Annotated in this window: 19 protein-coding genes; 8 read left to right on the top strand and 11 right to left on the bottom strand. The window is 56.9% G+C overall.

Going from position 1 to position 23,827, the window contains the following annotated elements; genetic code table 11:
• Positions 1 to 95 precede the first annotated feature (95 nt).
• A complete protein-coding gene (gene xrtD / locus AB1F12_RS16910) occupies positions 96 to 1,700 on the top strand; it encodes a VPLPA-CTERM-specific exosortase XrtD (RefSeq protein WP_368188467.1) in 1,605 nt (534 codons plus the stop codon).
• Positions 1,701 to 1,704: 4 nt separating this feature from the next.
• Positions 1,705 to 2,658: a sulfotransferase gene (locus tag AB1F12_RS16905; RefSeq protein ID WP_368188466.1), complete on the top strand. Its 954-nt coding sequence runs from the start codon at positions 1,705 to 1,707 to the stop codon at positions 2,656 to 2,658.
• Position 2,659: 1 nt separating this feature from the next.
• Here AB1F12_RS16905 and AB1F12_RS16900 read toward each other — a convergent pair whose 3' ends face one another.
• From AB1F12_RS16900 to AB1F12_RS16885, 4 genes are all read right to left on the bottom strand, one after another.
• Positions 2,660 to 3,484, bottom strand: a complete 825-nt coding sequence (locus tag AB1F12_RS16900; RefSeq protein ID WP_368188465.1) for a hypothetical protein — start codon at positions 3,482 to 3,484, stop codon at positions 2,660 to 2,662.
• Positions 3,485 to 3,486: 2 nt separating this feature from the next.
• Entirely contained in the window at positions 3,487 to 4,242 is a 756-nt protein-coding gene (locus AB1F12_RS16895) for a WecB/TagA/CpsF family glycosyltransferase (RefSeq protein ID WP_368188464.1), read from the bottom strand.
• Positions 4,243 to 4,440: 198 nt separating this feature from the next.
• Positions 4,441 to 5,214, bottom strand: coding sequence for a hypothetical protein (locus tag AB1F12_RS16890; protein WP_368188463.1), 774 nt, complete (start codon positions 5,212 to 5,214; stop codon positions 4,441 to 4,443).
• Positions 5,214 to 5,480 carry a hypothetical protein gene (locus tag AB1F12_RS16885; RefSeq protein WP_368188462.1) on the bottom strand — a complete coding sequence of 89 codons (267 nt, stop codon included), beginning with the start codon at positions 5,478 to 5,480 and terminating at the stop codon, positions 5,214 to 5,216. Before AB1F12_RS16885 ends, AB1F12_RS16890 begins: the two co-directional genes overlap by 1 nt.
• Before the next feature lie 177 nt (positions 5,481 to 5,657).
• On the opposite strand from AB1F12_RS16885, the gene AB1F12_RS16880 reads away from it, so the two are divergent.
• Both AB1F12_RS16880 and AB1F12_RS16875 read left to right on the top strand, forming a co-directional pair.
• The gene (locus AB1F12_RS16880; RefSeq protein ID WP_368188461.1) at positions 5,658 to 7,673 is read left to right on the top strand and encodes a calcium-binding protein; all 2,016 of its coding nucleotides are present in this window, start codon (positions 5,658 to 5,660) and stop codon (positions 7,671 to 7,673) included.
• A gap of 174 nt (positions 7,674 to 7,847) precedes the next feature.
• Entirely contained in the window at positions 7,848 to 8,351 is a 504-nt protein-coding gene (locus AB1F12_RS16875) for a hypothetical protein (protein WP_368188460.1), read from the top strand.
• 5 nt (positions 8,352 to 8,356) lie between these two features.
• On the opposite strand, the gene AB1F12_RS16870 is transcribed toward AB1F12_RS16875, so the two are convergent.
• The 5 genes from AB1F12_RS16870 to AB1F12_RS16850 form a co-directional block, all read right to left on the bottom strand.
• The gene (locus tag AB1F12_RS16870) at positions 8,357 to 9,598 is read right to left on the bottom strand and encodes a glycosyltransferase family 4 protein (RefSeq protein ID WP_368188459.1); all 1,242 of its coding nucleotides are present in this window, start codon (positions 9,596 to 9,598) and stop codon (positions 8,357 to 8,359) included.
• Positions 9,595 to 10,539: a glycosyltransferase family 2 protein gene (locus AB1F12_RS16865; protein ID WP_368188458.1), complete on the bottom strand. Its 945-nt coding sequence runs from the start codon at positions 10,537 to 10,539 to the stop codon at positions 9,595 to 9,597. The genes AB1F12_RS16870 and AB1F12_RS16865 overlap by 4 nt, the downstream gene beginning before the upstream one ends.
• A gap of 48 nt (positions 10,540 to 10,587) precedes the next feature.
• Entirely contained in the window at positions 10,588 to 11,280 is a 693-nt protein-coding gene (locus tag AB1F12_RS16860) for a sugar transferase (RefSeq protein WP_368188457.1), read from the bottom strand.
• Positions 11,281 to 11,593: 313 nt separating this feature from the next.
• Positions 11,594 to 12,499, bottom strand: a complete 906-nt coding sequence (locus AB1F12_RS16855; protein ID WP_368188456.1) for a hypothetical protein — start codon at positions 12,497 to 12,499, stop codon at positions 11,594 to 11,596.
• Positions 12,496 to 14,910, bottom strand: a complete 2,415-nt coding sequence (locus AB1F12_RS16850) for a glycosyltransferase (RefSeq protein ID WP_368188455.1) — start codon at positions 14,908 to 14,910, stop codon at positions 12,496 to 12,498. Before AB1F12_RS16850 ends, AB1F12_RS16855 begins: the two co-directional genes overlap by 4 nt.
• 321 nt (positions 14,911 to 15,231) lie before the next feature.
• Between AB1F12_RS16850 and AB1F12_RS16845 the strand changes: the two genes are divergently transcribed.
• On the top strand, positions 15,232 to 17,778 hold the full coding sequence (locus tag AB1F12_RS16845) for a M10 family metallopeptidase C-terminal domain-containing protein (protein ID WP_368188454.1): 2,547 nt from the start codon (positions 15,232 to 15,234) through the stop codon (positions 17,776 to 17,778).
• 71 nt (positions 17,779 to 17,849) lie between these two features.
• Positions 17,850 to 18,098 (top strand): hypothetical protein, encoded by a 249-nt coding sequence (locus AB1F12_RS16840; protein ID WP_368188453.1) that lies wholly within the window; start codon positions 17,850 to 17,852, stop codon positions 18,096 to 18,098.
• 9 nt (positions 18,099 to 18,107) lie between these two features.
• Here AB1F12_RS16840 and AB1F12_RS16835 read toward each other — a convergent pair whose 3' ends face one another.
• On the bottom strand, positions 18,108 to 18,938 hold the full coding sequence (locus tag AB1F12_RS16835) for an ABC transporter permease (protein ID WP_368188452.1): 831 nt from the start codon (positions 18,936 to 18,938) through the stop codon (positions 18,108 to 18,110).
• Positions 18,939 to 19,010: 72 nt separating this feature from the next.
• Between AB1F12_RS16835 and AB1F12_RS16830 the strand changes: the two genes are divergently transcribed.
• Together AB1F12_RS16830 and AB1F12_RS16825 are read left to right on the top strand one after the other, a co-directional pair.
• Entirely contained in the window at positions 19,011 to 20,360 is a 1,350-nt protein-coding gene (locus AB1F12_RS16830; RefSeq protein WP_368188451.1) for a sugar transporter, read from the top strand.
• Positions 20,361 to 20,367: 7 nt separating this feature from the next.
• Entirely contained in the window at positions 20,368 to 21,033 is a 666-nt protein-coding gene (locus AB1F12_RS16825; RefSeq protein ID WP_368188450.1) for an ABC transporter ATP-binding protein, read from the top strand.
• 18 nt (positions 21,034 to 21,051) lie between these two features.
• Here the strand turns inward: AB1F12_RS16825 and AB1F12_RS16820 are convergent, their stop codons facing one another.
• Positions 21,052 to 23,745: a hypothetical protein gene (locus AB1F12_RS16820; protein WP_368188449.1), complete on the bottom strand. Its 2,694-nt coding sequence runs from the start codon at positions 23,743 to 23,745 to the stop codon at positions 21,052 to 21,054.
• Between the last annotated feature and the right edge of the window lie 82 nt (positions 23,746 to 23,827).

Genomic DNA, 23,827 nt, shown 5'->3' with positions numbered 1-23,827 from the left:
GGCAGTGGGGGATTTTCTTTTGTCGACAGCACATTCATAAGCTAATTTGAGTACAGGCCGGGATATCCCTGCGCCAATAGATTATTGGGCCCTTTATGACCGACACAGCCACAACCCGCCCAAGCCCACAGACATTTATCAGCACGGCCGGGATGTTTTGGCTGGCGCTGGCAACTTTGGCAGCGGGGGTGTTTTTCTACGAAGGTCTGGATGCGCTGCGCCTGGCCTGGGCCACCCCGGAATATAGCCATGGGCCGCTGATCCCGGTTTTGTCGGCGCTGCTGTTCCTGCGCCAATTGAAAACCGACCCTATTCAAACCGGCCCGGTCAACCGCTGGCCCGGTCTGATCCTATTGATCATCGCTTTGCTGTTTGGCGCCTTGGGCAAGCTGTCTCAGATCAGCGATGTGGTCGCCTATGCCACCATCCTGTGGGTCGGGGCGATCCTGTTGATTTCATTTGGCTGGGCGCAGGGCAAACATCATTGGCCCCCGGTTTTACATCTGGTCTATATGCTGCCGCTGCCCGGTGTGATCTATTATAAATTGTCGACCGTCCTACAGGGAATTTCATCCGAACTGGGTGTGTCCTTGCTGACATTGCTGAATGTCCCGGTGTTTTTGGACGGCAACATCATTGATCTGGGCGTGATCAAATTACACGTCGCCGAAGCCTGTTCCGGCCTGCGCTACCTGTTCCCGATCATGTCGTTTTCTTATGTCTTTGCTGTGCTGTATCGCGGCCCCACCTGGCACAAAGCGGTGCTGTTGCTGGCTGCAGCCCCAATCACTGTTGGGATGAATTCGGTCCGTATCGCCATTGCCGGCGTGTTGGTCCAACATCTGGGCGAAGGCTATCTGGAAGGGTTCAGCCACTTCTTTGAAGGCTGGGTGATCTTTATGGCCAGCGTCATTCTGCTGTTTGTGCTGGCCTGGCTGATGTTGAAAATTCAGCGCAATAAAATGTCCCTGCTCGAAGCGTTGGATCTGGACACAGATGGGCTGTGGCCGCAATTCCTGCGCATCCGTTTGGTGGAACCGTCCCGTGCGCTGATCGTAGGGGCGCTGATCACAGCTGTCATGGCGGGTGCTTGGGCCCTGCGTCCAACGGCCCAACAACAGCTGGTCGATCGCGATCCCTTTGCGCTTTACCCGCTCAGCTTTGAGGATTGGAAAGCCACGCCATCCCCCCGTTATGGGGCCGCGATCGAAGCCAGCCTTGCGGCGGATGATTATTATGGGGCCAGTTTCCGCAAACCGGGCACCATTCCGGTCGATTTCTTTTCGGCCTATTACGAAGACCAAACCAAAGGCGGCATTCATTCCCCCGAAATCTGTCTGCCCGGTGCCGGTTGGGAAATTGCCAGTTTGGATCGGATTGACGTTGGGCCGCAGCTGGATCTGAGCGAAGAGTTCCGCCTGAACCGTGCTGTCATCCAAAAGGGTGAATCCCGGATGCTGGTCTATTACTGGTTTGAACAGCATGGCCGCCACGTGGCGTGGGATTTTCGCGCCAAATTGCTGCTGTTATGGGATGGGCTGACTGTGCAGCGCACCGATGGGGCGCTGGTGCGTTTGACCACCCAAATCATGCCCGGCGAATCCGAGGCCGAAGCCGAAGTCCGATTGCAAGAAATGTTCCTTCACACCATCGACGTGCTGCCTCGTTTTGTCCCACCGCTAAGCCCCATCGACGGATAGTATTATGCCCCTTATGCCGCCTTGCGAAATTGTTTTTATCTACGGCGCGTTGCGATCTGGAACGACATTGTTTCGTCTGATGCTGGATGCACATCCCCAGATCGCCAATCCCGGCGAAATGGATTTTCTGTTTGATCATCTGCACCCGGATGACAGCCACCCAACCGGGTGGTCCTACGATCTGGAAAAACTGCGCATGGATCGGATTTTTCAGGCCAAAGGTCTGATCATACCGGATAGCATCCACGGTGTGGATTTGTTGCACAACTTCTTTGATCAGCTGCGCGCGCAGGGTCAGGGTGCTTCGGTTGTCACCATCAACATCCACCGCCATATCGACAAGCTGTTGAAGATTGCCCCAAACACAAAGCTGATCCATGTGCTGCGCGATCCCCGGGATGTGGCGCGATCCTCTATTCATATGGGCTGGGGCTATAACCTGTTTTTTGCAGGCAAACATTGGATCGAAACAGAACAAAGCTGGCAGGACAATACGGGTGATCTACCCTCCGATCAGGTCCTGACATTACGCTACGAAGATTTGCTGAGTGATCTGGACACACACCTGAACCGGGTTTGCCAATTTTTGGGTCACCCTATGGATCCACAGATGCTGCGCTATCATGAAACCAGCACCTATGCCCCGCCGGACCCCAATCTGATTGCCCAGTGGCGCAGCAAATGCACCGCAGATGACATCGCCCTGTTAGAAGGTCGCATTGGTCCGCTGCTCCAACAAAGTGGCTATCAGCCCAATGGGGCAGGGCGGTTTCCCGGCGCTTTGGAACGCAGGATCATGCGCCTGCGCCAAAAGAGATATCACTGGATGTTTAACAGCCGCAGGTTTGGGTTCTGGCGTTTCCTGTCCGCCCGCCTAACCCGTGTTCTAAAGCTGAAACGCTGGCATATGCATCTGCAAACGCAGATCAATCAAATCCACCAAGCACAGCTAAAATAGATCAACCATCCGTCAGGGCTTGTGACAATCCGGCCTGTTGGATGGCCCGTTTCAAGACATCCTGATTGGTGATCGTGGTCATGCGGCTGGTCCGTTTCAAATCCGCCTGCACCGCATTTGACGCCTGCCCAAGCCATGCGCAAATACCATCGATTGTCTGCTGATGATTTTGTGGCTGTTTCAGGTCCGTATCATAGTGCACCACAAAGGGATCAAAGCGGGCCAATAGCTGGGTTTCGTAATCCAGCATCGCCAGATTCCAACGCACCTGTTGGATAAATTGATCCACATCCAACGCCATTTCCAATGACCGATCCGAAGCGCCCTGCGCCACATGATAGGTTTGGGATTTCTGGGCGGTCGACAGGCTCAGACATTGATCAAACGTGTTGCGCCGCGCATGGATGAACTGAAACCCACGCTGCGCCAATTGAGTCAGAAACCGGGTGTGATCCTTTAGGCGTTGCACTTGAAACATCTGATAGGAAATGATCTTGGCCCCGACACATTCGGCGCTATCAGGCCGCGTTCGGGCATGCAGATCCAGAAACCGAACAGGGTTGGCAACCGCATGATGCAGAATTTCACCATGGCAGCTGATTGCATCAACCTGATTGAGCAACCGCACCAGCAAAGTTGTGCCGGATCTGGGCCGGCCAATGATCACAAATTTCTTTGGCGTCCGCAGGCCCCGGATGCTTTTGAGATATATCCGCGCCTCAAACGCATAGCCTTTGTGACTGATGCGATCGTGATGCCAACGCCCCCAAAGAAGGTCTCGGCCCGTTGCGGCGATCCTGTGAACAGGGTGATCGGACAAATCCATAGCTAACCTGACCGAGACGCACGCAGGTCTTTGAGAAAGAGCACAAAGATTTTAGGCCCCTCCACAAGATACCGTTTCCAAAGTCGCCGGGGATTTTGCAGCAACCGCCAAGCCCATTCCATGCCAATCCGATTGACCCAGCGCGGCGCACGTTTTTGACGCCCCGTCAGGAAATCAACGCTAGCCCCGACACACATGCCAATACCATGCACATGCCCACGACTGCGCAGATCCAACGCGAATTCTTCTTGTTTGGGAAAAGACAGACACAGCAACAGAATATCGGCCTCTGCCGCCTCTGCCCGTTGCAATGTTTCCTGCCAATCCGCGTCCCCTCTGCGCATGACCGGGGCCTGCACAAAGACAAAATTGTGATCCGGGAATTTCTGGCACAGAATTTCAAAATCATCCTGCGCAGGGCCAATAATCGCAATCCTGAGCGCCGGGCTTCTGGGGTCTTGCAACAGGGCCTGCACCATGTCCGATCCCGGAAATGGCATCAGTTGAAGACCACGAAACCGGGCCAGCATCGCCAGGATGCGGCTGTCACATACACGCCAATCTGCTGATTGTAATAACTGCGTGCGTTCAGGAAACTTGGCCGACATCACGATGTGGTCAACATTGGGCGTGACCAAATATCCAAAGCGATCTAACCGGGGATTGGTAAGGACCTGCAACCATGCGTCACGTGTCGAAATGGAAAACGACACGCCCAAAAAATCCTGAACGGCAATCTCTGAAGTGAGCTCTGTCATGTCTGGCGTATCATCCAACCGTCTCCGAGAAATACTAAAAGTGAGGCAGACCACACAACGCATTGAAATTAAAGGTGTTTTTATGCGTCTTTTTGTAACCCAACATGGGTATGTTTTCAATGCCTTATTCCGACGGCATCGCCCAAACGAAATCACTCATACAGGATTGCAAATAGCACTCAGGGACTGATCATGGCGTCACAATGACAAACCTGCCCCGGCACCAACCCAGGTTTCCGCAGCAGCAATTTCTACGTTGGCCGCCCCGTTCCATACGGCCGCACGATAAAGCCGCCCCCCCACTTCGTTTCCGGCGCCCCGGTTGACCATAAACCGCATTTTCTGGGTCGCCGATAATCCGCCATTATAGCCGGTTTGGGTGTTCACAACCGCACCGTTCAAACGCAGCACAGCCGTTCCCGCAACCGCATCCAGTGAAAACGTCATAACCAGATCCTGATTGGCATAATCCACTGATTGCGCACCCATGCTGAACCCCAGATTGCTGGCGCCGACGCCAAACCGCATCTGCGAGGAATGCGCCGACTGGATCTGAAAATCATTGGCCGCATCCAGCGAAAACACGCCGGATGTGTAATTGTTGATCACATCAACATGCACCGCCATCACAATTGTAAAACTGGGGCTGACCGCAACGGATGTGTTTTCCAGCATGTCATCTGAACCATCACATTCAAACCAATACCGCGATCCGTCACTTTGCAGGATTGGACGGCGACCTGTTATGGATTGTGACACGTTCACAGGGCCCATCCCCGCCGATGCCCAATGCCCAACCGGATCACCGATGGCAACCGCGCCGGTCCCATTTGAATTCTGTGCCAATGTCCCGACATCAGCCGCATCATAAAGCCCGATCAAACCGGACAACGCGGGCAGGGTGGGTCCCGCCGCCCCGCTGGCCTTGCGTCGCACAGCCAGCGTGGGCACATCAAAGCCGATTCCAAACATTAGCTGACCACCAGTGCATGGATGCCTGTTGCTGTGGTGCCCGTTGCATGCACGCGTAACACGCCCACAGGCAGGATGCTGTTATCTGCAACATTGACGTTGCGCACAGATCCCAACACGGATGTGACCTGTAGCGCCCCACCGGTTTCAACATACAAAGCAACCGCGCCTTGGGTCAGGTCAGCCCCATCATTTGGTACAACCGGAACGATGTCCATCGCGGGCCCGGCAAGAGCAGGCACACGGCCTGAAAAAGGATTTGTCATTGTGGCTCTCCTGAAAAATGTCACGGTCACTTCTAGGACCAAAGCGCAAACGAGCCGTTAGACCATCGTGCGCTGTCGGCGGGAAATGGGAACACCCCGCAATCTCGGCTTGCTCCGATGGGGGTGGTGCCGCATCTTTGCCAGAACGAAGCTCTTTGATTTTGGACAGGACCCATTATGTTTTTCAACGCCGTCTCTTGGCGCATGTCGCTGTGCAGTTTGATCTGCGCATTGACGCTTTTGGGTCCCCAGAACGCCGCCATCGCACAGACAGATCAAACCGCGATCGGGCAGGGCGATGCCAGCCCGGTTTTGGCCTTCAACCTGTCTGCCCCGGCCGATTGGGCCCCGGTTCAGCCCTATATCGATCTGATACATGTCATGCGCCCCTGGATCGCGGGCTCTGCTGATAAATGGCAGGTTCTGTCACATCAGGACCTGCGGGATGCCAACAGTTTTGACGCGGATGGCTGGCCGATCCGCATTCCTGACGGTTTGCATATCAAAACCATTTTTGCCTGGACCGCCAGCAGCCGGGCGGACCCCGTTCTGGCGGCACAGCGGGCGGGCACCTATGTGCTGGATTATCAGGGGCAGGGGGATTTGACCCTGTCAGGGGATGTGCAGATCACCCAAAACAGCCCGGGCCGGATCACATTTGAGAACCGCAATGGCGGCAATATCATTCTGCAAATCACCCGCACAGATGCCAACAACCATTTGCGCGATATCCGGCTGTTTCGTGCAGATCAGGAACCGTTGCTACAGGCCGGCGCGCTGTTTCATCCTGATTGGCTGGCGCTGATTGATGAGGCACGCGAAATCCGGTTCATGAACTGGATGGGTACCAACAATGCCACGATCCAGCATTGGCGCGATTGGCCCACACCAGATCAGCGCGGCCAAAGCCAGATTGTCCCTGTGGAACATATGGTCCGTCTGGCCAATGAAATCGGTGCCGATCCGTGGTTCACCATGCCCCACCGCGCCAATGACCGGTTTATGCGCCAGTTTGCGCGATATGTGCGCGACAATCTGGACCCGGCCCTAAAGGCCCATGTGGAATATTCCAACGAAGTCTGGAACGGGGCATTTGCCCAGGCCCGCTGGGTGCGCGCTCAAAGCGAACGTGACTGGGGAACCCCGGCCCCCCATAGCTATTACACGATGAAGGCCACCCAGATGGCCCAAATCTGGCGCGACGAATTTGGACCAGCAGCCGATGATCGGTTGGTTTTGATATTGGGGGGCCAAACGGTCAACACTTGGGCGACCAACCAAATTTTGACCGCCCCCGCCTGGCGGACCAATGCCCCCCGGCAATGGCGCGACCCGGCCACGGTGTTTGATGAATTTGCCATCACCACCTATTTTGGCAGCGCTCTGGTCCGCCAAGCAGACCTGCGCGCCCAAGTGCTGGACATCACCCAGGTCCCCGCCCCGGCCGCCTATGATTGGCTGGAACGCACCCTGCGCAATCCCGCCACCCCATCTTCGCTGCCCGCAATCATCCAGAACTGGTCCGCACAAGCCGATCTGGCCCATGCACATGGATTGCGCCTGACCGCCTATGAAGGCGGCCAACATGTGCATCACAGCTTTGCGGTGCGCGACCTGACCCGCGATCAAACCGACGCCATGCAATCCTTGATGACAGGTTTTGTACGCTCCGCTGAAATGGGCGATCTCTATCAAACGCTTTGGCAGGATTGGCAGGCCCAGTCCGACGGCCCGTTCATGCAATTCACCGAAGGCTCAGGCACGTCGCGATCTGGCACATGGGGATTGTATCAAAGCCATGCCGACAGCACCCCGCGCAGCCAAGTTGTCAAGCAAAACGCCGCGCAGAATGACCCATGGTGGAATGAACCAGGCGGCCCGCAATATCTGCATGGCGTGGTGCGATACGCCCCGCCCGAAGGCGCAACATTGCAGGGCACCGCCCAAGAGGATTACCTGATCGGCGCGGACGGCGATGATACATTTATCGAATCCGGTGGCCGGGATGGGATCAATGGCGGGTCAGGTCTGGACAATTTGATCTTATCCGCCCCGCGCGACAGCTATCAGTTTGACCAAAAAGAGGCAGGCGTCACCGTCACCAGCCCCACCGGGGTGATCTGGCTTTATGATGTTGAAACCGTGCAATTTCCCGATGGGCAGGTGATGCAGATCCACGAACTGGCGCGCTGATTTTCACCTGTGAAATACGGCAAAACCATGACTAACACCTCGTTATTTAAGCAAAATAAGAAACCTCCGACCGCCCAAGCAACAGATTATTAAGCCCCTGATGTTGATCTAAGCCCACTGCGTGGGGGCGTGGTGGGACCCAATAATACGGGTCTGAGATCAAGGGGTGATCTCATGCAAAAGCATGGTGGGGCTGGTATTCGGCCTGTTGTAAAACGCGCGCATACTCTGTTGGTGGGCGCCTTGGTGATATTGATGTTAATGGGGCCCGGCAGTGCAACACTGGCCGTCGCTCAGCAAAGTTATCCGGCAAACGCATTGGTGGTTGGCAATGATCGCGGCGGGTTTATCCGTCAGCGCATGCGCGAATTGCGCAATATCCGCGCCAGTGGCCAGCCGGTCGAAATTCGCGGGCAGGTCTGTTATTCGACCTGCACCATGTATCTGGGCCTGCCTGACACATGTGTGTCGCGCGCCACAACCTTTGGGTTTCACGGCCCGTCGATCTATGGCACGCCGATGAATGCGGCCGATTTCGAACGGGTGTCGCGGATCATTTCAAACTATTACCCCGCGCCATTGCGCGATTGGTACATGTCCGAAGGCCGCTATCGGATCAACGGCGTGCACCGCATTTCCGCATCGCAAATCATCAATATGGGTGTGCGCGAATGCTGATGCAGTCAGCTGGCTGAACCTGTCTTGGGGGCCTGTGTTGAACCCGCAGCCCCAAACAGCGCGGCCAGCTTTTCTGCCTCAACCTGCGAATTGAACATGGTCCGGATTTTTGCCGGGCCAGCCGTTCCCATCTGGCGACACAGATCTGCATCTGACAGCACCCGGTCCAAGGCCCGCGTCAGCCCGTCCTGATCCCCCGCCGAAACCAGCAAACCGTTTACGCCATCCTCAACCAGTTCCGCCACACCGGCGATCCGGGTGGTGACCACAGCCGTATCACTGGCCAGCGCTTCCATCAGCACCACCGGCAATCCTTCGGCAAAGCTCGCCAGAACCAGAACCTCGGATTGCTGCATAAATTGCGCGACCTCATCCTGTGTCTGATAGCCAGTGAAATGTACGATCTCGCCCAGCCCCGATTGTGTCACTTTCGTCTCTAACGCGGCGCGTTCGGGGCCATCGCCCACCAAAGTCACGCGCATATCCGGGTGTTTTTCCCGCAAGTCCGCCGCAGATTGCAGCAGCAAAGGCACGCCTTTGACCCCAGACATCCGCCCGACAAACAGCAGGCTTTTGCGGATTTTATCCGCCCCGGATGCAAACCGATCCGGATCAATGGCGCAGCGCACAATGTGGAATTTGTCCCAATGGCTGGGATCGGAAAACAGCATCAACTGCGACCGGCAGAAATGGCTGATACAGACCACAAATTTGGCCTGCGCAATCTTGTCGGGCAATTGATGCGGCTGCACATCGAAAAATTCGGTCGGCCCATGCATGGTAAAGCTAAACGGAATATCCGCCAGACCAGCCGCCATCATCCCCACAGTGCATCCCGCATTGGCAAAATGCACATGCAGGTGGGTCACGCCATCGCGGCCCATTTGATCGGCCAGAACGCCTGCTTCGGCAAAATAGGCCAGATGCCAGATCAACGCCTTGATCCCTGCAGGGCGTCGGGTGATGGCCCGGCCCAATATGCGGAAATAACGCCCCGGTCCGCGCCGGATCATCCGGGCATGGGTCGCCATCAATTGCAGCGGCTTTTTCAGCTTGGGCAGCACATAAAACGTGCGCGCATGTTCGCGTTTTTCAACCGCGCCCTTGCGGCCGGCTTCGCTGGGTTCGCGGATCGAATACGGCACCACATCCACGCCCTGTTCCTGCAATGCAGCCACTTCGCGTTGAATAAAGGTATGGGAAACGGCGGGGTATTCGCTGACCAGATAGCCAATTTTTGGGATCATGCCCGCGCCCTTTGTTTTGGCGCCCACACAAAGGGATGGGTCCACCAGATCAATTTACCAATCCCGGTCGCCATCTGCGCCCGGTGATACAGCCCAGCATCATTGCGCCGCAACCCAGACCATATCAGCCCCAGCCCATGCAGCCCCACTTGCGCCGCGCCAACGCCCATCCACATCGCCAACCGCGCCCATTTTTTAGGACCAGCCCCGCCACTTTCGACAACACAGCGCAACGTGCCGTCCAGCCGTTTACGTCGCAGCACAAAATCCACGCGACAGCGATCATCAGGGACATGTTCCCCCACGCCCGCCTCAGCCACCCAAATGAATGGCAATGCCAGATCCTCAGCGAGGTGCCGCAACAGCCAGACGTCTTCTCCGCCGCCGTTAAATTGGGTTTCAAACACGGCATCCTGAAAACAGGCCTGACGGTCAAACATCGCGTTTCCCGTCCCCATATAGGCGCGTTTGGCACTAATTTCCGCCCCCGAGGGGTCAGATAAGCTGCGCGAAAACATCGGATCCAACGCCCGGCGCAACGGCGCAGGGGGCACCACATCATAGACCGCTGCCACCGGACCAAAACAGACCGGATGACCCGCCTTTGCGTGTGCCAACATCTGCGCCAGCCAGTCCGCGCTGGGGCGCTGATCGTCGTCGATGAACAGAATATAACGGCCCCGGGCCGACTGGACCCCTGTATTGCGCGCCGTCGCCACCCCGGATGACGGCTCAATCAGGTAATGCAGCCAAGGCACATCCGGCATAACCGCCTGCGCCGATCCATCCTGATCATTGTCGACCACCACAACATCCACCGATCCATCTTCGGGGATTTGCATCGCCAAATCGGCCAAAAGCACTGACAATTTGTCGGTCCGATGGAAGGTTGGGATAACAATCGAAACAAGAGGGACGGTGATCAAGGGCATCTGTGTCATAGGGTCGCCGCACCGCGCTGTTGTTGCCGCATCGATCTGATGCTTCTCTTAGTGGCCAGACCGGGACACGACAACGCGAATAGTGTGAAAAATCAATGCCAGATCGTTCATCAGGCTGAGATTGCGCAGGTATTTATTGTCGAAATCGACCCGCGCTGCAAAGCTGGTTTCGCCACGGCCATAGACCTGCCAAGGACCGGAAATACCCGGGCGCAGATGGAAATAGGCAGATCCACCCGCCGCACGATACATCTCTTCTTGGTCGGACATGAACGGGCGCGGCCCAAGAAAGCTCATGTCGCCACGGATCACGTTGAAAATCTGGGGCAATTCATCGATGCTGCTGGACCGCAAGAAACCACCGGTTTTGGTGATCCGCGGGTCTTTGCGCAATTTTTGATTCACGGTCCATTCACGGGCGATTTCAGGATCTGTCTTCAGATATTCCTGCAAACGCGCCTCTGCATCCGGCACCATGGTGCGAATCTTATAACATTTGAAAGGTTTTGCGTCTTTGCCGATTCTTTCTTGGGTGAACAGCCCCGCCGCGCCATCCCGACGCACAACCAAACATGCGATCAGAATAACTGGCAAAACAATCGGAAGGATCAGGAGCGCAAGACATAGATCAAGCAACCGCTTACCATACGACATATAGGGTTTTTCAGAGGCAGCAGGCACGTGAGGAAGCGCAACTTCAACAGGTTCAAAGGCTTTGGCCTTAACGTCGACGTACTTCATAAAAGTCCCCCAAAATCCATATATGCAAAGCAAAAACACTTAACACGGCGGCTGAATATCACGCATATTACGCTGGCTTGTGACACCCGACCTACAAAAAAATCAAATTCTTTTAAACACGGATAAAATTCTATTTAACTTGGGGCTTAATCGCATGTTCGCCTTACCTTACGCAACCCTGTTTTAGGGTTAACACATGGATGCAGACCAGTTTTCTCCGCCCGCTTGAAATCCAATATAGAGCCCGGATTATTTACCATAACACTCATTAGGCGTCATCTAAATGCCGTCCCGGCTTTGCCAAAAATCGGCGTCACTCTTCGCTGTGATACACGTCTGGCGCGGGCAGTTTGGCGGGCAAGACCACACCCCAATCTGTGCCTTTCGCATCAGGCAGGCGATTGTCATACCCATATTCCACCCACAGCTCTGCATTGCGATGCTCACACATCGCCTCAAGCCAAGTGATGCGTTCTTTGGTCCGCCCGGCATCCGGTTTCCCGGTCTCATGCATCACCGCCCTGCGATGGGCCTCGATGTAATCCTCTGAGATATGTTTATTGGCGATCATCCGCGCCAGATCATCGCAATCCTGCGTGCGCAAAGACGGGTTGGTCAAATATTTGGGCAAATGCCAGTTCAGCGTCGGCAGATCCCCAAAACGCGTCAGATATGTTTCAACGACGGGACGGATGTCTTTGTGGCTGTCGACCGCAATCTGCGCCTCTGGCAGGCTGGATTGCCATTGGCGAAACCGCAGCACCGGATTTAAGGTCCGCCCGCGCATGGCGGTGTATTGTTCAAAACTGCGCCCCATATAAGGCGAGCGGTTTTTCAGGAAAATGCGGAAATTTTGCTTCATGCTTTGGGAATAATCCCCAAAGGCAAATTCACTGAACGGACGCACAAAGGCCTGAATATGGATGGCCACGCCCAGGTTTTTGGCGGCCTGACGCAGGCCAACCGCGCCTTCGCCTTGGGTATAGAGGTCTTCGTGGGACAGGATCATCCGGTCATGTCCATCAAACAGCGCCTCTAACTGGGCTGTATCACAGGTGCCAATATCGCGGCCATTGCCGGGATGGCCCTGACCGGGGCTGTCATGGGGGTAACTGATCCCAGCGGCGGCCAATGTCGCCTGATTTTGCAGCAACACCCGCTGCAGATAGGTTGACCCGGATTTGGGCATCCCAATGTGTAAAAACAGATGTCGGGTCATGCTGGGGCCTTTTGGTTAGGGCGGGCCGACGTTTCGACGCCAGAGCTCACATCAGACATAGTGGCCAGTGCGATCTGCCCGCTTAGCTGTGTTGCCAACTGGGTCATCATATCCTCCATCGTCAGCCCCAAAGCCCCCAGATCAATGGCCCGGTCCGCCGGGGCCACATCGCCGGCGCGCCAGGCCTGCGCCAGACCTTCGGCCAAAGCTTCGGGGGTGGGGGCAACCGATGTGATGGCCCCGCTGAGGCGGCTCAGATCTTTGGGACCAAAATGATTGGTCACCACCCGCACACCAGACGCCGCCATTTCCAACGGCGGATGGCTGGGATGGGGCGAATACATCAGCGACAGGCCCAGATCGACGCTCAGCAGGTAATCCGGGTAATCGTCCCAAGGCAATTTGCCCAGCGAACTCACCTGCACCTGATTGGGCAGAGAGACCGGATCATGGGGCAGGCCCATCGACACAATTTCGATGTCATCCGGTGTCAAATCCAGATCGCGCACAAACAGCGCCAATGCCTCAACCGCCATGGGGAACATGTTGCGCGCCACTTCGGGACGTCCATAAAGCGCCAGACGTTTGGGCCCGGACCGTTTGGGGCGCAGACCCGACGCGTAACGGTCGATGTCGATTGACGGGCGAAACGCCAACGGCTGTGCGGCTGCATCGGCAAATGCAAACCCTTGCTGCGCGAAATAATCCCGCAGATAGGTTGTGTTGAACACCGGCTGAACGTCCATGTCATAGCTGGCCATGGCATCAGCAAATTCTGTGCCCCATGCATAGAAATTCGGCTCAAAGTCCTGCAACAGATAGATCGGGCGGGACTGGCAATAGCCATATTGCGCGATCAGATCGCGCGCCACATGTGCCGTCCACCAGGCGGTGACCAAAAACAGATCATCCGAATGGGATGGCAGCGACACGCCACTGCCCTGCCCGTCCCCCATCACGCCACAGCCCAGCGATAGGCGGGCTTGGGCACCGGCATCCGCATCTGCGTTGCTCAGGCGGCCCAGCACGAACCGGCGCGACGCGTCCAGCGATGCGATTGGCAGATCACAGGCAATCAACCGCACCCGATAGCCCCGTGCAGCCAGCCCAATGCCGATATCAATCGCCGTGGCAATGCCCGCGAACACCTCGGTTGGGTTCAGCGTGGGCACCAGCACATTGATGGAGGGGGCGGTCGCCTCTAGGCGCGGGGTCCAGGACGGGCGTTTGCGTTCATCCACAAAGCTTTCAGCATCCTGCGCCGCACCTGTTGGAGCGCCCATATGGCCGTCTCGTTCGGGCTGGCCAGTGAGATCCAAATGCGGGGGCTCCACCCCCGGCGACATGGAATACAGCCGCTGATCAAAGGCATCCAACCGCTGATACAGCCCCTCGCCCATGGCTTTGCGCAAGGCCCAGACCTGACGCCCAACACAGGTAATGCCCTGCCCGACCGCCATACGTGCCGGGGAAAACCGCCCGCGCAGCCCGTATTTCAGCGCATCCATAAAATGCGCAGTTCCGACACTGCGCCGGCGCAAATACGGACGCAACGCCGCCATATCAACCTGCGCCGCCGGAATGCTGCCCACGGCCACGGCCTGCGCCACACGGGCCTGCACGCTGCGGCCCAGATACCGTGCCAACCCATAGCCTGCGGCTTCTCGGCGCATCCATTGCATGTCCAGACGGGATCGGGCCGGGCGGCCCCCCTGCCCGGTTCGATCAACTGCGCCAATCGCGTTTGCATCATGCTGACGATAATCCACCAGCGGATCAGTGATCAGCGCCACACGTCCCGTGGCCGCGGCCAGCAGGCCCAGCCACAGATCGTGGTAATAATGCACCCCCGATTGCGGCGGAAAAGGCAGCGCCAGCGCCACCAATTCCCGCCGGAATGTCGCTGTCATCCCGGTGATGTTGTTGCGATAGAGCAGCCCGCGCAGCCCCGGATTGGGGTGGCGTTTTTCAAAGGCAAACATCGAAGGCTGACGCTGTGCGCCCTGCGCATCCACCAGCCGCGCATCCGAATGGGCCAGCATCACATCTGGGTCGCGCAGCGCAGCCACCCCCCGCGCCAGCCGGGTATCGTGCCAGATGTCGTCCTGATCCGACAGGGCAATCAGGTCGCCCTCAGATGTCACATCCAGCGCCCGCGACAGGCCCGCCTCAAAGGCGCGCACCGAATCCAGCGATTGCGTGGGTTCCACCAGATCAAAGCGCAGGCCCGCCTCTTGGGCCAATGTGGTCGCCAATGGCCCTGATTCCCGATCCGCAATCACCATGACCACCTGTTCGGGGGGATGGCTTTGTGCGGCGATCGACATCAATTGCGCCTTCAGGTGCTCGGGAACCGGGCGAAACACCGCCAAAACAACACAGATCGCAGGGGACGGGGCAGATTGGGTCATACACATACTTTTGTTTGGACAGGGGCGCCCCCTGCCAAGGTCTTGGGGTGGTGGTGCAGAACCGGCCATCCCCTTTTGTTTGGGTCTAACCAGCCACGCCGAGCGCTGCAACGGCCTTGGCCGGGCTGTTATGCGGTTTTCCGCCCGCCCGATCCCCGCAATTCGTCACAAGAGCCTTTTCCTTGCCGCAAAGCCGCCCAAGACCTGACATGGAGCTCGGCCAAAGTTCGGGCGACCTATCTTTGCCTCGACCTCTCTTTGTTGAGGTCTACGCTTCCCTAACAGGGCCCCGACGGCCCCGCCAAAAATCCGGAGTTCCCTATGTGCCAGATGTGTGTCCTGCTTCCTGACCAAACCACGTCCGCGTTGCACAACCCGTCTTTGACGGTGTCAGCGGCCAGCACATTGGGCATTGCAGACACGACGGAAACAACAGATGCGGCCGGATCGATCAGCACCACCTATGACATGGCGGTTGGTGATCGCTTTGCCGGTGAAATCAGTTCTGGCAGTGACAGCGATTGGATTGCCGTCGAACTGGAAGCCGGGCAAAGCTATGTGTTCACGGCCTTTGGCACCGGGGGATCGTCGGCTGGGATCAGTGACACAACCCTGACCCTGTTCAGCAGTTCGGGCACCTTTCGCGCCAACAATGACGACGCGGATTCTGGCAATTACTTTTCCCAGATCGCATATACGGCCACATCAACCGACACCTATTATATCGCCGTTGGCGGCTATGGGACCGCCACAGGTGATTACGCGCTGGAACTGGCCACAGATCATTTCACCGTGGATGATGTTGTCACGCAGATCACCGAATTTGGCTGGGGCATCCGCAGCCCGATCCGGCTGGATGCCAGCACCGGCGACACAATCGATGTCTATCTGGATGCGCTGACCGCGGACGGCCAGCAATTGGCCAGTTGGGCGCTTGAGGCGTGGGGCACAGTTATGGGTGTCACATTCCGCGAAGTCGCCAATTCCGCCAATGCCGAGATCCTGTTTGACGACAACCAGTCCGGCGCCTTTGCCGGGCCAGATTCCCTGAACCCTGTCACCGGGATCATTTCCCAATCCAGCGTCAATGTGTCCACCAGCTGGCTGTCCAGCTATGGCACCACAATCGACAGCTATTCCTACCTGACCTATCTGCATGAAATCGGCCATGCGCTGGGGTTGATGCATTCGGGCAATTACAATGGATCGGCCACGTTTGGCGTCGACAATCATTTCGACAATGACAGCTATCAGATGACGGTCATGTCCTATTTTGGCATCGACGAAGCCGGGCTGGGCGATGACCTGTTGGCTGCCACGCCAATGATTGCCGATGTGGCCGCGATCTGGGGCCTATATGGCACCCCGGTTTCTGTCGAAGGCGGCGACACCACGTGGTTTGCCAATGCCACCGTGTCGGGCACGATGGGCGTGGTGATGGGTTATATCTTTGATGGGGATACCGCTGACAGCGACATCTACCAAGGCGGGGCCTTGGCGTTGACGGTCACGGATACGGGCGGCACAGACACGTTTGATCTGTCCAGCATTGGCTATGATCAAAGCGTGGACATGCGCAGCGAAGCCATATCGGACATTGGCGGTTATGACGGCAATGTGGTGATCGCGCGCGACACCGTGATCGAAAACTATATCGGCGGCAATGGACGTGACACGGTGATCGGCAATGCGGCCGACAACCACATCGACGGCAATTCCGGCAACGACACCCTGACCGGGGGCGCGGGCAATGACACGATCATCGGCGGCGCAGGCACGGATACGGCCCTGCTGGATGTGGCCAGCGACACAATCACGGTTGCTGATCTGGGCACCGGAATCGAAATCATATCGGCGCTGGGGACCGATCTGTTTTCAGGCATTGAGCGGTTCACGTTCAGCGACGCCACCCTTAGCCTGGCCGAGGTTATGGCGCTGATCCCTGATGCGCTGTCCACCCAAACCGGGACATCTGGCAATGACGTTCTGACCGGCACATCCGGGCGCGACGAATTGATTGGCGATGCCGGTGACGATCGTTTGGAAGGCGGCGCAGGCGATGACCGCCTGATTGGCGGCGACGGCAATGACGGCCTGAAAGGGCAGGATGGCGACGATTACATCGAAGGCGGCGCCGGACATGACCGCCTGCCGGGCGAAGCCGGAAACGACACAATCTATGGCGGCGATGGCAATGATGCGCTTGGCGGCGGGGATGGCGATGACCGGCTGTTTGGCGGCGACGGCAATGATCGTCATGGCGGCGGCGACGGCAATGATTACATCGAAGGCGGCAACGGCAATGACGGCATTGCAGGCGGCGCAGACACGGATACGCTCTATGGGGGGGCTGGCGATGACCGCGTAGCCGGGTCCTATGGCAGCGACTTTACCTATGGCGGGGACGGCAATGACCGCATGGGCGGGGGCTATGGCCATGACACGATCCGCGCAGGCGAAGGCAACGACATCGTTGGCGCAGGCCATGGCAATGACACCGTTTACGGCGATGGCGGCAATGACCTGCTGAACACAGCTGACGGCGATGATGTGATCTATGGCGGCACCGGGGATGACACGTTGAATGGCGGCAGCGGTGACGATCTGATATATGGGGGCGCAGGGGCTGACCTGTTCAAATTCTATAGCCCACAGAGCGGCGAAGTGGACACAATCGGTGATTTTGAAACCGGGGTTGATACGCTATCGCTGCGCTTTGTCAGTGGCAGTGACGACGCCACCCGTTTTGCCAGCCTCGACATTGATGCCATCGGCAATGACACCCATATTTCATGGCGCGGCCAGACCGTGATCCTAGAAGGCGTCGCGCCAACATCCCTCACGGTGGATGACTTTGACTTTGTGTAGGGGTGGGGCACGGCAGTAAAGACCACCTCGACAGGGGATATTCCGCATGATTGTCTTTGATGAGACAAAACATGAAAGGATCTATGATGCCTTGCGGTGAAAACCTGGTTTGGGTGAACTTTCTCTTTTGGCCGGGCGCATTGTTGACCTGCTACCTCGTCGCAAAACACAATGATTTCGGGCTACGCCAAACGTTTCTCGCGGCGGTTGGAGCCCGAAACTATCAACGCTCTCCTTTGATCAATCTGGCTTTGGCGGCAACATTGCTGGGATCAGTCGGCTTGGCGGCTTGGATCATTCAAACATGCCCATCTGGATAAGCGGCCCAATCAATTGTTGATAATATCCCGGTGGTAGCGTCGTAAAAACAGCAACCCCAGCGCCAGTGTGATGCCGCCAATCGCCCAGACATAGCCCGGCGACACATAGGCCGCGTCATAGGTCACATAGACCCCTTTGCGGACCTGTCCGATCACATGCACCAGCGGATTCCACCACAGCCAATCCTGATACGGCTGCGGAATGTCATCAAACAGGAAAAAGATCCCCGAAATGAAAAACAAAGGCCGGGTCAGGATCGCCCAGACCCGTTCCCAATTGGGATAGGTCGCCATCAAATAACAGTTCAGCGTGCCAATCCCCGCCCCCAGCCAAAACGCCATCGCCAATCCATGCGCAATCATCGGCAGGTCCAGAATAACCCGCAAATCAAAGATCTGGATCAGCCCCAGCAACACAAAAGCCACAACCATGATCTGCGTCAGCACGTTCAGCAGGAACCGGGCCAACAGCGCGTCCAGATAGGTCACGCCGGGATAAAACAGCAATTGTTTGGAAAACCGCAGCGACTGCGCCACCTTTTGGTTGATGTCCAGATAGCCGGTAAACGGCAGCATACCCGTGGCATAAAACAGCGGAAAACTGGTGCCCAATGACGGCGCCCGCAGCGCCAGTGAAAACACCAGCGACAACAGCATAACGGCCGCAACAGGCTCTAATATAGCCCAAACATAGCCCATCGCACTGCGCCCATAGGTCGTGGACATTTCCCGAATGAACAATGCCCCCACCGTGCGCGACGTGCGAAACCGCACCGGCCGCGTTTTTGGCAAAGGCGGCAAAGAGACGCTCGGTTGGGCCGGATCGGGTGGAACAGACATGACGGGAACTGGCGCCTTTAGAATAGATTTGCTAAGCCTTCGGTGAACTCCCCCAAGATGAAGGGCAGACAGGTGGAAGACAAGGCCTCGCAGGTTGAAGGCGCGCGCCCCCAAAGTGAGGCCCCCTTGACCGAGCAGCAAAAACGCGAACGGCAGATCGCCCGTGTTCAGGCCCGTGCCGAAGGGCGCGAAGAAGAATGGCTTGCTCAGAACCCGCCCCCTGCCCCGCCAAAGCCCGCGCCGCAACCCGCATCGGTTGTCGCCGGTGTTCCAACCCAAGCCGAGGTCGAAGCCGCCGCGCCCCCTGCGCAACCCGCCTTTGGTCGGCGGCGGCATTTCCGTCAGGTGATGTTTTTTCTACAGCTTGTGATCCTGCCCTGCCTGATCAGCGGCTGGTATCTGTTTTTTGTGGCACAGGACCAATATGCCAGCCATGTCGGGTTTTCTGTGCGCAAAGAAGAGACCAGCTCGGCCATTGAAATTCTGGGGGGCATCACCGAATTATCCGGGTCCTCGGCAAACGACACCACCATCCTGTTTGAATTCATCCAAAGTCAGAACATGGTGCGCGCCGTGTCTGACAAACTGGATCTGCGCGCGGCCTATCACCGTCCGGGGGATCCTATTTTTTCCTTGCCGGATGATCAGCGGATCGAAGCGCTGACCAATTATTGGCACCGCATGGTTGATGTGTTCTTTGATCGATCCTCTGGTTTGATCGAAATCCGGGTGCGCGCCTTTACCCCCGAGGACAGCCACGCCATTGCCGTGGCCATCTTTGAGGAAAGCAACCGCACCATTAACGCCCTGTCGGCCATCGCCCGTGACGACACCACCCGTTATGCCCGAGAAGAGCTGGATCACGCGATCGAACGGCTGAAACAAGCCCGCACTGCTGTGACCGAATTCCGCATCCGCACACAGGTGGTTGACCCCGCAGCTGACATTCAGGGCCGCATGGGCTTGGTCAACACGTTGCAGGCCCAATTGGCCGAAGCCGTCATTGATCTGGATCTGCTGCGCCAGTCCAGCCGCGACGACGACCCAAGGGTCATTCAGGCCCAACGCCGTGTTGCGGTCATTCAGGACCGCATTTCGGCAGAACGGTCCCGGTTTTCAGAATCCGCCACCGCCTCAGAAGAAGACCTGGCCTATTCCCGGATCGTATCGGAATACGAAGCCTTGGCCGTGGATCAGAAATTCGCCGAAGAAGCCTATGTCGGGGCATTGGCCAGTTTTGATGCCGCCACCGCCGCCGCCCAAAGGCAATCCCGCTATCTGGCAACTTACATAGAGCCTACCCTGCCCGAAACGCCCCTTTATCCGCGTCGTTGGGTCTTGCTTGCGACCATCTTTGGCGCGCTCTTTACCGGCTGGTCGATCCTGACAATGATCTATTATTCATTGCGCGACCGGCGCTAATCCCCCCATGATCCGGCTCGTCAATCTCTCCAAAACGTATCGACTGAACAACAAGTCGACAATTGTTGCGGACAATTTAAACATCGAATTCCCATCCAAGACCGCCGTGGCGATCCTGGGGCGAAATGGTGCCGGAAAATCAAGCCTGTTGCGGATGATTTCAGGCGCATTAGAGCCTGATCAAGGCGAAGTGCAGATCCAAGGCACAGTGTCGTGGCCCGTGGGGTTTGCCGGCTCGTTCCACCCCGAACTGACGGGTTTACAAAACACCCGGTTTATCGGGCGTGTCTATGGCGTAGATACGGACGAACTTGTTGATTTTGTTCAGAATTTTTCGGAACTCGGCAAACATTTCACCCAACCCATTCGCAGCTATTCCAGTGGGATGCGGTCCCGGCTTGCCTTTGGTGTGTCGATGGGGATCCAGTTTGATACCTATCTCATTGATGAAATCACCGCCGTAGGGGACGCCGCGTTCAAGCTCAAAAGCGAAGCCCTGATCCGGGCGCGCCTCAGTCAGGCAGGGGCGATTTTTGTCAGCCATTCCATGGCTCAGGTCAAACGTCTGTGTCAGCACGCTATCGTATTGGAAAATGGGCGGGCCAGATATTACACGGATGTGGACGAGGCCGTTCTGGTCCATCACCGGGCAATGTTGGGCGACGAAAACTAGGGTCTAATAAGGCCCAATTCAAATTCCAGTAAAGATGAAATCCGATCCGGACAAATCGCCCAGATCAACGTCTTCTAGGATGATCCGGTGCCCGCGCAATGTCAGATAAACGTCATCCCCCATTTGGGTTGGTGCCAGATTTGAAAATTTCGCAGCGGCATTTGCACCGGGCACCCAATAGATTTCCAGGTGATCTTCACCCGCTTCAAAATCCGTGACCAGGTCGACCTCGCCGCTGATCATCTGATTGAACACAAATGTATCTCGGCCCAACCCGCCTGTCATTGTGTCGTTTTCTTCGCCTGCATTGATGCGATCATCCCCGGTTCCGCCATAAATAGTGTCTGTTCCCGTGGCGGTGTTCAGGATGTCATTGCCGCTACCGCCATAGACCGTATCGTTGTGGTGCCCCGCCCCGACAATGTCGTCCCCAGCGCCCGCATCGATGTAATCATGCCCATATCCGCCGCCCATCGTGTCGTTGCCATCCCCGCCAAAGCTGATATCGCTTCCGTATGATCCCGCCATCCGGTCATTCCCGGCACCACCAAACAATGTGTCAGCCTCGGATCCCGCGGCCAGCCCGTCATTACCATTGCCACCATAGAGGATGTCATTGCCTGGCCCGGCCCCCATCCGATCGTTCCCTTCGCCACCATAGAGACTATCGTTGCCGTAATCGCCCCCAAGCGCATCATCCCCCGCTTCTCCGTAGATTTCATCATCGCCCAGATCACCGGGCAACCGATCATTCCCAGCGCCCCCATACATCAAGTCATCCCCGTCACGCCCCAGCAGCCCGTCATCGCCATCCCCGCCATATAACGTGTCATTGCCCAGCCCGCCGTCGATACGATCGTCACCGCCGCCGCCATGGAACCAATTGCTCTGATCGGTTCCCGTCAGTTGATCATTCCCCTCGCCGGAAATGATGCCTTCGATGCTCTGAAAACGGTCATCCGCAGCAGGCCCTGTATTGGCCCCAGCGTCGTTGAGATCTACGATCATATTGCTGGTATGATCTGCATAGCTAACCACATCGATACCTAGGTTCCCCCAAAACGTGTCGCCGCCACCGCCCGACACCAAAATATCTGACCCCTGCCCTGCATAAAAAATGTCGTCCCCGGTTCCCCCTACCAAGGTGTCATCATTGACCGTACCGCGTATGATTTGGTCGCTATCCGCAGGATCAGGGTCTGGTTCAGGCAGAGGTTCCGGATCGGCCAAGGCTTCGCGCACCACATCAATGTTGCTTAGAAACTGAAAATCCAGATCTTCAAAATCAGACAGGCTCAGCGCGCCGCCGCTGCGTTGAAACAGATCGAAACTTTCGCCGCGAAATGTCAGCTGCAAACCACCACCGGTTAGGGTTGTGACGCTCAGCTGGTCGGCGGAATACAGCATCGTCCAATCGCTGAGATCGATCACATCGGTTCCAACGTCAAAATCGGCGATGACATCTGTCTGACCATCCGATCCGTTCAAATAAAAGATATCCGCACCGCCCCCGCCATAGAGAGTGTCACGCCCGGTTCCATCGACCAGTAAATCGTCTCCGTACCGGCCTTCTAGGGTGCCATTGCCGCTGCCCAGGACCAGAAAATCATCCCCTGCATATCCATTGCGGAACCCGTTTTCCTGATACCGCAAATCCGTGAGCGACGTCAGATCCAACGTGAACTGGCTCACATCTGCGTCGCCTTGCGAGGTTGCAAAAATCTCCAACCGGTCCCCTTGGACAATAGCGGCCAATGACGACACCCGATCCAGCCCAATGAGCAATGTGTCTTCGATACTTTCTAAATGGACCAACTGCCCGGCCGGGGTCAGGGCAAAGACGCTGAGCCCGGAATCCCCCCCCGCCGCGAGCACCAATGTCCGACCATCGGCAATCTCAATCACTTCGATCGCAGACACGGCCGCAAAACGTGTGCCCAGATCGTCCCAGATATGAGAGGTCGCCGTCAGTCCGCCGCCGGGATCGACCTCCAATACGGTCAAACTCGAACTGCCAGAGGCGCCCACCACAATGAAATCGCGCCCACTTATATGTGCGGTGTCCATCACACTGACATTCTGCAGCGGCAGGCTTTGTTGCTGGCCAAAGCTTTCGACATCGATCAATGCGCCGCCAGCCCCCACTTGGTATCCGGTGATTCCGTGTTCGGACTGCGATCCAACAAACAAATAGGTTGTGCCCGCGATCTGAACGCTGGTCATCGCCGAAATGCCATCCCCATATGTCAGGGCCGTGTCGGGCATTTCGTAAACCGGCACCAAACCGCCCGCGCCGGGATTGATTTCATAGACGCCGATCCCAGCTCCGTTTGTCGCCGCAACAAAGGCATAATCCGTGCCCGCAACCGACGCACAAACAAGACTGGCAAGGCTGACTTGGCTGGCCTGCGTGGATAAAAACACCTGTAAGCCCCCGGAATCCCCCATATTCGCGCTTAGCTGGGCCGCATCGATGGCCGCTTGGGACAGGCTGTAGGATTGACCGTCTTGGGTGAAATTGATCCGGGTATTGGTGTTTGAAATGCCGCCCGTGCTGGCCAGCCCTGTGCCCGACGCATCGTAATCCCGGCGCAAACCCGCGCTGTGATCAATCAGGGACACCCCGGAATTGGTAACAGACAACGACCCATACCCGATCGCGACGCCGGGCACGGCGCCTGAAAGCAATCCAGTAAACACAAGTTGGGGCACAGCCACGTCTCCACCTTTCCACAAAGGAAAGATCGAATTTCCACGCGGCAGGGGGCGGGATAATCTGTGGCAAAACGTGGCC

This window comes from Aestuariibius sp. HNIBRBA575 (genome assembly GCF_040932005.1).
Classification (GTDB): domain Bacteria; phylum Pseudomonadota; class Alphaproteobacteria; order Rhodobacterales; family Rhodobacteraceae; genus CANLNM01.
The sequence above is the reverse complement of the archived record's forward strand: the minus strand, read 5'-3'. Positions and strand labels throughout refer to the sequence as shown.